The organism is Pseudomonas sp. AK181 (assembly GCF_051122975.1).
In the GTDB taxonomy this organism is placed as follows: domain Bacteria; phylum Pseudomonadota; class Gammaproteobacteria; order Pseudomonadales; family Pseudomonadaceae; genus Aquipseudomonas; species Aquipseudomonas lactis.
Genome location: NZ_CP146348.1, coordinates 1733676 through 1746535, shown reverse-complemented (window position 1 = coordinate 1746535; position 12860 = coordinate 1733676). Strand labels below are relative to the sequence as shown.

13 protein-coding genes and 1 pseudogene are annotated in these 12860 nt (G+C 58.0%); 10 read left to right on the top strand and 4 right to left on the bottom strand.

Annotated features, from left to right (window positions below):
- The first annotated feature begins 275 nt into the window (after window positions 1–275).
- Complete coding sequence (locus tag V8689_RS08170) at window positions 276–713, top strand: acetyltransferase (protein ID WP_056791816.1); 438 nt, start codon at window positions 276–278, stop codon at window positions 711–713.
- 352 nt (window positions 714–1065) lie between these two features.
- On the opposite strand, the gene V8689_RS08165 is transcribed toward V8689_RS08170, so the two are convergent.
- Window positions 1066–1593 carry a hypothetical protein gene (locus V8689_RS08165; protein ID WP_056791814.1) on the bottom strand — a complete coding sequence of 176 codons (528 nt, stop codon included), beginning with the start codon at window positions 1591–1593 and terminating at the stop codon, window positions 1066–1068.
- A gap of 909 nt (window positions 1594–2502) precedes the next feature.
- On the opposite strand from V8689_RS08165, the pseudogene V8689_RS08160 reads away from it, so the two are divergent.
- The 6 genes and pseudogenes from V8689_RS08160 to tal all read left to right on the top strand — a co-directional run.
- Window positions 2503–2817, top strand: a pseudogene (locus V8689_RS08160) (hypothetical protein); the annotation flags it as partial.
- Window positions 2818–2983: 166 nt separating this feature from the next.
- Entirely contained in the window at window positions 2984–3226 is a 243-nt protein-coding gene (locus V8689_RS08155) for a CopG family ribbon-helix-helix protein (protein WP_056791813.1), read from the top strand.
- Window positions 3216–3500 (top strand): type II toxin-antitoxin system RelE/ParE family toxin, encoded by a 285-nt coding sequence (locus V8689_RS08150; RefSeq protein ID WP_056791811.1) that lies wholly within the window; start codon window positions 3216–3218, stop codon window positions 3498–3500. Before V8689_RS08155 ends, V8689_RS08150 begins: the two co-directional genes overlap by 11 nt.
- 83 nt (window positions 3501–3583) lie before the next feature.
- Window positions 3584–4570: a tRNA dihydrouridine(20/20a) synthase DusA gene (dusA, locus tag V8689_RS08145; RefSeq protein WP_056791809.1), complete on the top strand. Its 987-nt coding sequence runs from the start codon at window positions 3584–3586 to the stop codon at window positions 4568–4570.
- A gap of 167 nt (window positions 4571–4737) precedes the next feature.
- Window positions 4738–7143 carry a TonB-dependent siderophore receptor gene (locus tag V8689_RS08140; protein WP_056791808.1) on the top strand — a complete coding sequence of 802 codons (2406 nt, stop codon included), beginning with the start codon at window positions 4738–4740 and terminating at the stop codon, window positions 7141–7143.
- A gap of 332 nt (window positions 7144–7475) precedes the next feature.
- The gene (gene tal / locus V8689_RS08135; protein WP_019818234.1) at window positions 7476–8402 is read left to right on the top strand and encodes a transaldolase; all 927 of its coding nucleotides are present in this window, start codon (window positions 7476–7478) and stop codon (window positions 8400–8402) included.
- A 191-nt stretch (window positions 8403–8593) separates the two neighbouring features.
- Here the strand turns inward: tal and rssC are convergent, their stop codons facing one another.
- On the bottom strand, window positions 8594–9076 hold the full coding sequence (rssC, locus tag V8689_RS08130; RefSeq protein WP_003172602.1) for an anti-sigma factor antagonist RssC: 483 nt from the start codon (window positions 9074–9076) through the stop codon (window positions 8594–8596).
- On the bottom strand, window positions 9076–10257 hold the full coding sequence (gene rssB / locus V8689_RS08125) for a two-component system response regulator RssB (protein WP_056791804.1): 1182 nt from the start codon (window positions 10255–10257) through the stop codon (window positions 9076–9078). The genes rssC and rssB overlap by 1 nt, the downstream gene beginning before the upstream one ends.
- Window positions 10258–10533: 276 nt before the next feature.
- Here rssB and V8689_RS08120 point away from each other — a divergent pair, with 276 nt between their 5' ends.
- Window positions 10534–10830 (top strand): PilZ domain-containing protein, encoded by a 297-nt coding sequence (locus V8689_RS08120; protein WP_003189689.1) that lies wholly within the window; start codon window positions 10534–10536, stop codon window positions 10828–10830.
- Window positions 10831–10966: 136 nt separating this feature from the next.
- On the opposite strand, the gene V8689_RS08115 is transcribed toward V8689_RS08120, so the two are convergent.
- The gene (locus tag V8689_RS08115) at window positions 10967–11656 is read right to left on the bottom strand and encodes an MlaA family lipoprotein (RefSeq protein ID WP_032892828.1); all 690 of its coding nucleotides are present in this window, start codon (window positions 11654–11656) and stop codon (window positions 10967–10969) included.
- Between the two features lie 195 nt (window positions 11657–11851).
- On the opposite strand from V8689_RS08115, the gene V8689_RS08110 reads away from it, so the two are divergent.
- Together V8689_RS08110 and V8689_RS08105 are read left to right on the top strand one after the other, a co-directional pair.
- Window positions 11852–12460: a hypothetical protein gene (locus tag V8689_RS08110; protein WP_003189687.1), complete on the top strand. Its 609-nt coding sequence runs from the start codon at window positions 11852–11854 to the stop codon at window positions 12458–12460.
- Between the two features lie 111 nt (window positions 12461–12571).
- Window positions 12572–12838, top strand: a complete 267-nt coding sequence (locus V8689_RS08105) for a DUF4404 family protein (RefSeq protein WP_056791803.1) — start codon at window positions 12572–12574, stop codon at window positions 12836–12838.
- Window positions 12839–12860 lie beyond the last annotated feature (22 nt).

The following is a 12860-nucleotide window of genomic DNA, read 5'->3' as shown; positions in this document are numbered from 1 at the left end:
ACGGTCAGGCATCTGGAGCGTTTCTTCCGCCTTACAGCAGCCTCCCTCCGGCTCAACGACTCCCAGTAATGTACGCACCCACCATTACATCCGTAATTCTCCATTGACACTCCAAAATGCGTTCAGTATCGTTCTGCCTCCCTCCTTTCCGGCTACCTCTGCCGTGAACCGCCCAGGCGTTAAATCGCGAAGCGGTCATACAAGTTGCCGACACTCAAACGGTCGCTATCTACTAGCGCGCCTCGTCTCCGTTATCACACGTATAGGATGATTCTATGATCATTCGTCAGGCTACTAACGCCGACCATCCACAACTGCTTAACATTTGGCTGCGTTCCGTTCGCGCCACTCATCACTTCCTGCAAGAATCCGATATTGAGGCGCTAATTCCTCAGCTCCGCGACATCTACCTACCCGCTGTTGAATTATGGGTAGCGGTGGATACCGAGGACTGCCCGCTAGGGTTCATCGGGCTCAATGAAAACCACGTTGAGATGCTTTTCATCGAGCCAGATCTGCGAGGGCAAGGTATTGGCCGCGCGCTGCTGGATCATGCCAACAGTTCGCGCAGTAAGATGAGTGTTGATGTGAATGAGCAGAACCCAGAAGCAGTAGGGTTCTACTTGCATTACGGGTTTGTTCAAACAGGTCGTTCCCCGCTGGATGGCGAGGGCCGCCCATTCCCCTTGCTGCATCTGAGCTTGGCCGGCTAGAGCTATAATCGTGGATCGCCCCGAAACTTCTGCTTCGGGGTGATTCCAAAGCAGCTTGACTCCGATATTGAGATCTTAGGCTGGCCGCTGCCTTGAAGGGTTTGAAGGTCCGTAACGGGTTGGAAGTGGACCGTCCCGCAAGCAGCTCCTTTCTCATTTCCTCGCGACAAAATTCAGAATACGCTGTGGCCAAGCGCCATGTGATGGATTGGAGCTACTAATACCACAGGCCTTGTAATACATGCCTTGTAGCGCTCCATAAAAAACCCCGTACCACTTTTGTACCACGCTACCCTCACTCAAGAGGGTTTCCTTCCCCCCCTAGCAGTCTTCCGCGTCGACCGGCACAGGCTTACAGCTGTTCTGCAGCTTCGCGCGCTTGCTCGTCAGCGTACTCCTGCAGCCAGTTTTGACCGTTATCCAAAGTAATAAAGGCCATGTGTTTGGCGGCCTCCAATGTGTCCTGAAAGCGTGGCCAAGATGGACTGAATCCGTCTTTGTGCACGAGATTCACCCGCCACCGGCCTCGCGTTTGCGGCGACAAGGTGATGGTGAAATCTTCGATCTGAGTGGTGTGCGAACCGTCACCGAGTTTTGTCCAAATCACGTCACGGTAGGTTCGCAGCAGGCGCCGCTTAAAGCGCACGGCTTGCTGCACCAGAGCCAACAGCTCACCGGACGGCTTGATCTGTCCCTCTAGAGCGCGGTTGATCCCTCTTAGGATTGTCGCCGGCGAGCGGTAGTCGCCTAGTGAGCGCATACGATCCATCAACGCCGCAGGCGACCAGTCCAACTCAGCCAAAGCCAGGTGCAGGTCTTTGGATAGCTCCTCTGCCGAGCGTTCGAAGCCGGTAACTATCTCTTCGTTTTCGTCGTTCATGGCAATCTCTCAGTCATTAGCGAGGTGACACAATGTCACCTAAAAAATGACAATTCAATATGCCTGTGAAAAAGCGTCGATCCCTGGTCAGCATTGCACTAGCGCTGCTCACGTAGCGACTGGATGTAGCTCCAGCCCCGACATAACCCACACACCGTCCCCAGAGCAGACGCTGCACTAACGGACATCGATCAACATTCACGCGTGCGTACCTGCGCATATAGGGGTGGTGCGGTTCAGGGTAAGGGGGCGCCTAAAAAAAAGAGTAACATAAGTAATCTTGACCATTTCTCACGCTCAACTCTTTGAAATTAAAGGCTTTTATCTTTCGAGCAAAAGGTAATCTTTAAGTAACCTTGAAGTAATCTGATTACTCTTTATAAATGTAATTCTCTACTTTAATAAAACCCTTTAAAATCAACTGGTTGGTAGAAAATTACCTTTTCCATTACTTCTCTGTTACTCCTTTTTGTAATCTCAACCCCCACGGAATACGTGGCCTCCAGACCGTTTCTGTGGGGAGATTACTGAAATTACTCTTTTTGAAACTCCCCCCTCCCCCTCAACAGCAGAGCCTCCAGAAGCCTTCAACGAAAAACCCCTCGGTGCAGGGTTCCGCAGGCTTTTGACCACCCCACTAACCTGAGCAGCCCCCCAGCCGGTGCCGTGTTGAGCGGTCCGCAGGGTCGCAGAAAAAACGACCCATTTAGCCCGCAGGCGAGGTGGGGGGACGACGGCGCGCGCCAGGTGCAGACCATCCTACAGACCGTCTGTAGCACGTCACTCCCCCAGCCTGATGTGGCACGCCAGTTCCCCGCCCCCCACTTCCGCCTACAGCTCGTCGGCTCAAATCGCGGCGCATTTAAACCTCGATTACTGTACGTACATACAGCTATTGAGATTCCCGCTATGAACGTTGACATGGACACCGATGATTGGCTCGGTTGCCCCACTCCACTTGAGATGTACCAGCACCAATGCTCAATCCTCGTAGATGAGCTGGTGGAGACAGAGCGCATGCTGCGTCGAGCGCGGGAGAATATCGCTGGCTTGGTGCAGATGAATGACCTGCTGATGGCAGGCAAGGCGGATGCGGAAGAGAGGTTGGCAGCGGCTGAAGAAAAGATCAGCATGCTGGAACAGCAGTACTCGTTTGCCTCAGTGCAAAGCGTGAAGATTGTTACCGGGCAACGAGACCATTTGCTCAGGGAGAATCAGCGACTGTTTAACAAAAGGGGACAGATTTATTTAACCGCCACGATATCGGTTTTTGAGTTGGCAAAGGAAAAGCAAACGACTCACTCCCAGACACACCTCGCGACGGCCTGCTGCTTCAACCCGACGCTTCACGGTGTAAGATGCCCCACGACCGTCCACCATCGAGGCCGCCATGACTGGGATATCCCTAAACCTGCCGGAAGACCTTTCCAACTCTCTCGCCGACCTGGCCAAAACCAACGGCCAAACAGCGAGCTACCTGGCAATGGACGTTCTTCGCGACTACATCGAGCACGAAAAAACGCTGACCGCACAAATCGAGCTGGCAGTAAAGGAAGCCGACGAAGGTAAATTTGCCACTGATGACCAAGTGGCAGCCATGCGCGCTAGGCGTTGGAGCAAGAATGCGGGTTGAGTGGCTTGAAAAAGCACTCAAGAACCTGGAAGACGAAGCAAGCTACATTGCTCTCGAAAATCCAAAAGCCGCCGACGACTTCTCGGATGCCATTTTCGCCAGTGTCGACAGGCTCGCTCAGTTTCCTTCCATGGGCCGCGAAGGTCGGGTGAAACATACCCGCGAATGGGCGGTTCCCAACTGGTCTTATCTGATCCCGTATAGAGTGAGGGGCGATCGACTGCAGATCCTTGGCGTATTCCACACACGGCAACGTCCTCGTTCGAAGTGGTAATACGCGCAATACCTGCCTCTCCGGCACCCAAGATCCGTTCCTGATAAACTGCGCGCAATTCGTCTCGCCAACTCAGATCCCCCATGCCCCTACAAACCGCCCCACTCTCCCGCCGCTTCTCCGTCGCCCCCATGATGGACTGGACTGACCGCCACTGCCGGTTCTTCCTACGCCTGCTCTCCAAGCACGCCCTGCTCTACACCGAGATGGTCACAACGGGCGCTATCCTCCACGGCGACCACGAGCGCTTCCTGCGCCACAACGAAGCCGAGCACCCGCTGGCGCTTCAGCTAGGCGGCAGTGTTCCAGCCGATCTGGCCGCCTGCGCCCGCATGGCCGAGGCCGCCGGTTACGATGAAGTGAACCTGAACGTCGGTTGCCCCAGCGACCGGGTGCAGAACAATATGATCGGCGCGATCCTCATGGCGCACCCTGCGCTGGTGGCGGACTGTGTGAAGGCGATGCGCGATGCGGTGTCGATTCCGGTGACGGTGAAGCACCGTATCGGCATCAATGGGCGGGACAGTTATGCCGAGTTGTGTGATTTCGTCGGGACGGTGAAGGATGCCGGTTGCACCAGTTTTACCGTGCATGCGCGAATTGCGATTCTGGAGGGGTTGTCGCCCAAGGAGAACCGGGACATCCCGCCGTTGCGTTATGACGTGGCGGCGCAGTTGAAGCGGGATTTTCCGGAGTTGGAGATTAATCTCAACGGTGGGATCAAGACGTTGGAGCAGTGCCATGAGCATTTGCAGACGTTTGATGGGGTGATGTTGGGGCGGGAGGCTTATCACAATCCGTATTTGTTGGCGGAGGTGGATCAGCAGCTGTTTGGCAGCACCGCGCCTGTGATCACCCGCGCTGAGGCGTTGGCGCATTTGCGTCCGTATATAGCCGAGCACTTGGCGACAGGTGGCGCGATGCATCACATCACGCGCCATGTTCTGGGGCTGGGGACGGGTTTCCCGGGGGCGCGTAAGTTTCGGCAGTTGTTGTCGGTGGATATTCATAAGGCGAGTGATCCGTTGGCGTTGCTGGATCAGGCGGGGGAATTGCTGGAGGGGCGTTGATTGGGGCAGTGCTGCTCGCTGCGCACGGTCGTTATGAAACTCGAGCACTGCAGGAGCAGCCGTCTCTAGCGGTCACCCAGAATATTACAATTATCTTTTACGGTTATTGGTGTTTCGTCCGTCTCACTACCTAGAACGATAATTTTTCGTATTTAGGGGAGGCGCCGATGTACCGTCCGCTGTATAAAGTTTCGCGCGTGAAATCTTTGTCTGTAGCGCCGCTTACCATGCTGTGTGTACTGATGTCCGATCTGGCGGTTGCCGACCCTCATCAGTTCAATATCGCACCACAGCCCTTGGCAAGCGCGCTGAATCGCCTGGCCGCTCAGAGCGGTTTGCGGGTGATCGTTGATGGCTCTTTGGTGTCGGGCAAGAACAGCCCTGGCGTAGTCGGCTCCAAAGAACCGCAGGCCGCACTGGCTGAAGTGTTGAGCGGCAGCGGCTTGACGTGGCGGCCTACCGCTGAGGGTAGCGTGACGCTGGAGAAGGCTGCTGAATCAGGCGGTGCCTTGCAGTTGGGTGAGACCTCGATCACCGCTCAGCACTTGGGCGAGACGACCGAGGGCAGCGGTTCCTACACGACGGGGGCCATGCAGACTGCCACCAAGCTGCCACTCACCTTGCGTGAAACGCCGCAGTCGGTCAGCGTGGTCACGCGCAAGCGCATGGACGACAAGGCCATGACCACCCTCAGCGATGTCGCCGAAAGTGCGCCGGGTGTGTTCCTCAATACCTCCGGCGGCGCCGGACGGCCCACGTTCAGCGCGCGTGGCTTCGACGTCGATACCATTTTGTACGACGGCTTCCCCACCAGTTTCCTCACCTATATACCCAGCAGCGAAGCCAACCTGGCAATGTATGACCGCGTCGAAATCGTTCGCGGCGCCACCGGCCTGGCTCAGGGCGCCGGCAGCCCCGCGGGCGCCATCAACTTGATACGCAAGCGCCCGACCCGTAAATTCCAGGCCACGCTCACCGGCAGTGCCGGTAGCTGGGACGATTACAGCAGCACCCTGGACGTCGGCGGCCCGCTAAACGACAGCGGCACCTTGCGCGCCCGCACCGTACTCTCAAAGCAGGATTCGAAAAGTTTTCGCGAAGCAGTCGAGAGTGACGCCGACCTGTACTACGGCGTAGTCGACGCCGACCTGACCGATACCACCACCCTGACGGTGGGTGCCTACCGGCAGAAGGACTACACCAACTACGTCTGGGGTGGGCTGCCTATGGCCCGTGGTGGTGGCCATCTGGGATTGCCGCGCGACACCTTCCTGGGCCATGACTATGAATACATGGACAACCGCACCACAGGTTATTTCGCGACCCTGGAGCATGGCTTCGCCAATGACTGGAAACTGCGCATGGCCGCCATGCAGGCGACGACCAACACGGACGTGCTGGCCTCTTCCATCTGGGGATACAACCGCCACTACCTGTGGACGCAGGCCATGGAGCAGAAGGAAAAAGGCTACGACCTGGCCCTCAGCGGCCCCTTCCAGCTCCTGGGTATGGAACATGACTTCACCGTGGGTGCCAGCAAGCGCCAGCTGGACTACCGTACCGGCAAACTGTGGGAGCGTTTCATCGACAGTAACGTCGACCTCTTCGGGTGGGATCCACGGGGTCATACCAAGCCAGAGATCACCAAGGGGCGCACCCTGCGTCCCGAGACCACCACACAGGACAGCTTCTATACCAGCACCCGCTTGCGCTTGACCGAGCCGTTGTCGTTGATTCTCGGCGGCCGCCTGGACTGGTACGAATTCGAAAGCCGGGAAACCCCCGAAAGCAACTACAAGGTCACGCGCAACCTGACCCGTTATGCCGGCCTGGTCTACGACCTGGATGCCAATCACTCGGTTTATGTGAGCTACACCGATATCTTCAAGCCGCAGACCGAAAAAGGTCTCGGTGGGCAAGTGGTGAAGCCGATCAAGGGTGAAAACTACGAGGTGGGCATCAAGGGCGAATACTTTGATGGTGCGCTGAACGCCAGTGCAGCCATCTTCCAGATCGATCAGAACAATCGTGCCCAGGAAATGCCTGATGTCAAAGGCTGCGGTACAACCCCTGTCAGTTCATGCTACGAGGCTTCCGGCCTGGTGCGCAGTCGAGGCATTGACCTGGAAGTTCAGGGCGCCCTGACCGAAAACTGGCAACTGGCCGGCGGGTACACCTACACCCAGACCAAATATGTCACCGATACTGATACCTCCAGGGAAGGACAGGATTTCAACCGCCGACTGCCGCGCCAACTGTTCAAGGTCTCCACCCTCTACAACCTGTCCGGTGACCTGAACCGCTGGCGCATTGGCGGTGACCTCTACCAGCAGAGCCAGATCCGCACATCGGGGGGCAGCGGCACCAGTGCATGGAAAAACCGACAGGGCTCATACACGGTCGCCGGCCTGGTAGCGGGGTACAAGGCCAACGAGCATCTGGATCTGCAGGTGAACGTAAACAACCTGTTTGACCGCAAGTACTACTCCAGCGTCGCCAATGGCGCCTATGAGCCTTACGACATCTACGGCGACCCACGCAATTTCAAGCTGACTGCGCGCTACAGCTTCTAGGCGGCTGCCCCTCGCCCGCATGTAGGAGCGAGCTTGCTCGCGAGAAACCCATAGGTGCCGCGCTTATTCAGGAAGCGCGCGTTATCGTTGAGGTTTTTCGCGAGCAAGCTCGCTCCTACAGTATTGGGAGCAGGCTTAAGGGCAATGACGTGGTTATCGGGCAGTTGGGTTGAACCTGCCATCGATTTTGCCCTCCAATTGAGCACCACGGCCGGTGATTCAAACGGCTGTTTCCAGGTTATTGCCCTCGCAAACGACCTAACGCATTTGCGCCCTTGAGCGCCTGCCAGCGCTCGGGTAATGTCACTAGACCCACAGGACAGAGCACGCCCATGACTTCCAAGCTGGAACAACTCAAGCAATTCACCACCGTCGTAGCCGATACCGGCGATTTCTCCACGCTCGCCAAGCTCAAGCCGCAAGACGCGACCACCAACCCTTCCCTGCTGCTCAAGGCTGCGTCGATTCCTGGCTATGCCAAGCTGCTGGATGAGTGTGTGCAGGATTGCAACGGCGATGTGGGCCTGGCCAGTGACCGCTTTGCGGTGGCGGTGGGCCAAGAGATTCTCAAAGTAGTGCCGGGCCGTATTTCCACTGAGGTGGATGCGCGCCTGTCATTCGACGAGGCCGCGATTCTCAAGCGTGCGCACCGTCTGATCGACCTGTACGACAAAGCCGGCGTTGGCCGTGACCGCGTGCTGATCAAGATCGCCTCCACCTGGGAAGGCATCCGCGCCGCCGAGAAGCTGGAAAAAGAAGGCATCCAGACCAACCTGACGCTGCTGTTCTCGTTTGCCCAGGCCGTGGCCTGTGCCGAAGCGGGTGTGTTTCTGATTTCGCCGTTCGTGGGCCGTATCTACGACTGGTACAAGAAGGCCAACGGCAACGACTACACCGGTTCCGATGACCCGGGCGTGCAGTCGGTGACGCGCATCTACAACTACTACAAGGCTAACGGCTACAAGACCGTGGTGATGGGGGCGAGCTTCCGTAACCTCAGCCAGATCGAAGAGCTGGCCGGGTGTGATCGCCTGACCATCAGCCCGGACCTGCTGGAGAAGCTGGCAGCCGATGAAGGCAAGCTTGAGCGCAAGTTGGCGCCAGGGCATGCCGGTGAAGCGCGGGTGCACATGACTGAAGCGCAGTTCCGTTGGGAGTCCAACGAGGACGCGATGGCGACTGAGAAGCTGGCGGAGGGGATTCGTCAGTTTGCTCGGGACCAGGAGAAGCTGGAGGCGTTGTTGTCGGCCAAGCTGTAAAGGCAGATAGCGGCAAAAAGGGCGACACCTGTGAGGGTGCCGCCCTTTTTTTGCCTCGGTGTCACCGCCGTCCGATGTGGGAGCTGGCTTGCCTGCGATAGCGGTGGGCCAGCCAACACTTCATCGACTGACACCGCGCAATCGCAGGCAAGCCAGCTCCCACAGGGGAATGTGTTTCAACAGGAGAGCTGTCAGTGGCGCTCGAGGGCGTTGACGAGGTCGTGGAAGGCTTCGCGGTTGGACTCATTCAAGCCCATCAGGATCTTGTGCGCTTCCAGCACCTTGACCCGTACGACTTCCTCGGACTGGTCCTGGGACGGCAGGTCGGTGAGGCATTCCGGGCACGGGATCGGGCGGTCAACGATGTTGAACACCTGGTCAAAACCCATGGATTGCAACAGACGGGTGATGTCTTCGTGGGTGGTGACCACGGTCGGCAACAGGCCGACCTTCTGCCGCGACAGAATGGACAACTTGGCCAACAGGCCCAGGGTGGTGCTATCGATGCTGCGCGTTTCGGTCAGGTCGATCACAATCGCCGAGAAGTTCAGCGCTGTGAAGATCCGCTCGATCGTCGCATCCAGGGCCGAACACAAGGTCAGGCGCACTTCACCGACAAACTTCAGGACGAAGGTCCCGTCTTGCTCGGCGAATTGGATTCTTCCGGTACTCATCAAAGATTCCTGCTCAACACCAATAGGGCGATATCATCCGGCATCTCCCCTAGCGTGGCCAATCCAAAAACCTGCCGCAGGCCATCCAGGCTGCCGCCCGCCGACTTGACCTTTTGGGGCAAGGCGGCTTCTTTCTCTTTGAGTGTAGGCTCTGGAAGAAGGTCCAGAATACCGTCAGACATCAGCGTCAGGCTGAAGGTCGGCGGCAGTTCCAGGATGTGGTCTTCGTAGGTGGCTTCGTTAAACAAGCCTACGGGCAGGCCACGCCCTTCCAAGTAGCGCACACTGTCAGGAGTGTACAAAACAGGCATCGGCAGGTGACCGCCAATACTGTAGGTCAAAAGACCGGTTTCTTCGTCGATCACGCCGCCGACCATCGTCACGTGCTTGCCCAGCTTGCAGCTGATCAGGCCTCGGTTGATGTGGCCCAGCACCTCGGAAGGGGTGAACTCCGGCAAGGTGCCATTGCGCTTGGACTCGAACAACAGCCGTGTGGTCATGAACTTCAACAACACGGTAACAAACGCCGAAGACGCGCCGTGGCCGGAGACGTCGGCCAGGTAGAACGCCACGCGGCGCTCGTCGACGCGGAAATAGTCGACAAAATCACCCGACAGGTACAACGACGGGATGATCTGGTGGGCGAACTTGAATTCGTCGGTGGTCCAGGGGCTGACCGGCAGCATGTTCATCTGCACCTGGCGACCGGCGTTCTGGTCTTCCTGCAGCAGGTTCAGGCTGGCTTCGAGTTCGCGGTTGGCGGTCTCGAGCTTTTCACGGTAGCGCTGGTTTTCCAGGAGCAGGCGTGCACGGTCCAGGGCGCGGCGCACCGAGTGCTCCAGCACGGCCAGGTCTTCCAGGGGCTTGATCAGGTAATCGGCGGCGCCCAGGCGCAAGGCTTCAACGGCATCGTTCATGACGCCGGCACCGGACACGACAATCACCGGCGTTTGCGGGGCAAGGTCGGTCACCTGGCGAATCAGCTCCAGGCCGCCCATCTGGGGCATGCGCAGGTCGCAGATCACAAGGTCGGGCTTGTCGCGCTCGAATACCTGGAGACCCTGTTGGCCATTACTGGCCTGCAGGACGCTGAAGCCACTGTCTTCCAAGTAGGCCGCGAGGCTCGCGCGCACTACTTCGTCGTCATCGATTATCAGCAGCGTGGCACTGGTTTTTTGCATGTGGGCAAACGGCGCCAGAATTAGGTTGGCGTAGGCGGCTCGGCAATGGCCGGGCTCACGTACTGGATTCGCTTTCTAGCCTCTCTGTCCTACAAAGCATTGGGATTTAGCCCATGCACAACGGTAAAGCAGAGGTGCCCTTCTAAGGCGCAGACGGTACTCCCATCCGTGAGGGGTTTCAAGCTCATGCCGATGGTCGCCGGGCGTCTTTACACCGCAAATCACCGGGAGTTATAAGAACCCTCACAACCACAACGCAAAGTAAGGATGGATGCTGTGAGCGAACACGAGCGCGACTACGCCGAAAAACGCGATTTCATCCGCATGCGAATAGATGCCGATGTGTCTTTGATCCATGCCGGGCAGGAGATTGCCGGCACCTGCGTGGACCTCTCCAGTTCCGGCATGCAGGTGCAGGCACCTCGCCAGTTCACTGTGGGCGACCTGCTGACCGTGCGCATTGATTCAGAGCACGCCGCGCTCAGGGGGCTTGAGGCGGATACCGAGGTGGTGTGGACCAAGGCGGTAGGCGATGACCAGCATCTGGGCCTCAAGATTCTGAAAATGCGCTAGCGCAACATCCAGCCCCTACGCAAGGGTGACGCGGAGCGTCACGGGATGCATTCCCACGCGGAGCGTGGGAACGATCAGCGTGTACAAAAAAGGCGACCTTAGAAAGGTCGCCTTTTTCATTTCAAAACGTCACAGCTTAAAAGTCGTCAACGACCTTGCCGTCCTTGACCTTGAACTCGCGGTTCTGCAGGTAAGCGTTACGAATGAAGGTGTACTTGTCGCCGCTGATCAGCTTCTCGCTGTCGAGCAGGCTGGCGCGCACATCGACGACGTTGAGGCCGAAGGTGCTGTTACGCCAGCCGATGTCGTTCATGTAGCGGTACGGTTGGGTATAGCTGTCGACGTATTTGGACGGCGCATCACGCAAGGTGCTTGGGCCCAGCAACGGGATCATCACGTACGGGCCGCTGCCCACGCCCCAGTAGCCGAGGGTTTGGCCGAAGTCTTCATCGCTGCGCTGCAGCCCCATTTTGGTGCCGACGTCGATGAAGCCCAGTACGCCAAACGTGGTGTTGACCAACAGGCGGGCGGTGTCGACGCCTGCGTTGTGCGGCTTGAGTTGCAGCACGTTGTTGGCCAGGTTGCCGACATCACCGATGTTGCGGAAGAAGTTGTGAACGCCGTCCTGCACAAATTGCGGGGTGACGAACTGATAGCCCTGGGCGAGGGGCTTGAGGGCGTAGGTGTCAACGGTGTCGTTGAAGGTGAAGATGGGGCGGTTGACGCTTTCCCATGGGTCATCTTCCGACGCCGCTTGGGCTGCGAAAGGCGCCAACAGGATGGTGGCACACACCGATAGCTGAGCGAAGTACTGGCTCCAGCGCATAGCTTTTGCTCCTTGAATGGTCTGTCATGGGCGCTATGCCCTGAATAAGGCTGTCAGTATATGACGGAAGTGTCGATTTAGGCAGCTACCTGGAATCGTCTTACGGAAAATGCACAAAATTCCCACAAATATCGACAGTGTCATCCCCTTGTCATGCCGCCCCGATAGCGTTGCAGCTATTTCAGGGACGTTCAGATGCCACACGCCGAGATTGCCGTCGCCGCCGCCCCCTCGTTGACCGCCGTGTTATTTGGCCTGAGTGGCTGCCTGGTGGATTTTGGTTCCCTGGCGCGCACCGACTCACCTTGCGCCGACGCCGAGGCCACGCCGGGGGCGTTGAAGATCCTGCGCAGCCTCAAAGAACAAGGCGTGCCCTGCGCCTGGCTGGACGAACTGCCTCCCGCCGTAACCACGCCACTGTGCGCCGGCCTGCCTGGCTGGCTCAAGGCCGCCTCGCCCTCCTCCATTCGCTGGCCCGCGCCCCACGCCTGCTGGCAAGCCTTGATGGAGCTGAACATCGAACGCCTGGAAGGCTGCGTACTGGTCAGCGGCGAGCCGCGCCTGCTGCAATCGGGCCTGAATGCCGGTTTGTGGACCATCGGCCTGGCCTCCTGCGGTTCGCTCTGCGGCCTGTCGCCCCAGCAATGGCAGGCGCTCACCGAGCAGCAACGCGAACACAAGCGCGGCAAGGCCACGGTGGCACTCTATGGCCTGGGCGTGCACTCGGTGATCGACCACCTCGGCGAACTCGGCACCTGCCTGGCCGACATCCGCCTGCGCCAGCTCAAGGGCGAGAAGCCCTGATCGAGATCATGCACAGTTGGCCCCAGTGGATTAATCTACAGGTCAGCCCGTAGACCTTTCACGGCGCGCCGCGGTCTATGCCAGTGCCTATCGATAAAAGGAAAGAACGTCATGCCTGATCGCAAAAAACTGGAAGAACAGGTCGAGATCCTGCGCGGGCAGTTGGAACAGGACCCGCCGCTGCCAGTAGAGAAACGTGAAGCGCTGGAGGCGCTGATTGCCAAGTTCGAAATGCAACTTGAATTGGAACCGGCGACTCAGACACCCAGTATTTCCGACGACGTGAATCAAGCGGCCATAGAGTTTGATGCTGAACACCCAGTCATTTCTGGGACCTTGCGCAATATCATGACCACCCTGGCCAATATCGGCATCTAACCCAAGCCAAACACAAAACCAA

Coding starts and splice junctions, on each gene's coding strand:
- tal (WP_019818234.1), top strand. CDS start 7,476: ATGACTTCCAAGCTGGAACAACTCAAGCAATTCACCACCGTCGTAGCC.
- rssC (WP_003172602.1), bottom strand. CDS start 9,076: ATGAGTACCGGAAGAATCCAATTCGCCGAGCAAGACGGGACCTTCGTC.
- dusA (WP_056791809.1), top strand. CDS start 3,584: ATGCCCCTACAAACCGCCCCACTCTCCCGCCGCTTCTCCGTCGCCCCC.
- V8689_RS08110 (WP_003189687.1), top strand. CDS start 11,852: ATGCCACACGCCGAGATTGCCGTCGCCGCCGCCCCCTCGTTGACCGCC.
- V8689_RS08165 (WP_056791814.1), bottom strand. CDS start 1,593: ATGAACGACGAAAACGAAGAGATAGTTACCGGCTTCGAACGCTCGGCA.
- V8689_RS08105 (WP_056791803.1), top strand. CDS start 12,572: ATGCCTGATCGCAAAAAACTGGAAGAACAGGTCGAGATCCTGCGCGGG.
- V8689_RS08170 (WP_056791816.1), top strand. CDS start 276: ATGATCATTCGTCAGGCTACTAACGCCGACCATCCACAACTGCTTAAC.
- V8689_RS08155 (WP_056791813.1), top strand. CDS start 2,984: ATGACTGGGATATCCCTAAACCTGCCGGAAGACCTTTCCAACTCTCTC.
- V8689_RS08150 (WP_056791811.1), top strand. CDS start 3,216: ATGCGGGTTGAGTGGCTTGAAAAAGCACTCAAGAACCTGGAAGACGAA.
- rssB (WP_056791804.1), bottom strand. CDS start 10,257: ATGCAAAAAACCAGTGCCACGCTGCTGATAATCGATGACGACGAAGTA.
- V8689_RS08140 (WP_056791808.1), top strand. CDS start 4,738: ATGTACCGTCCGCTGTATAAAGTTTCGCGCGTGAAATCTTTGTCTGTA.
- V8689_RS08115 (WP_032892828.1), bottom strand. CDS start 11,656: ATGCGCTGGAGCCAGTACTTCGCTCAGCTATCGGTGTGTGCCACCATC.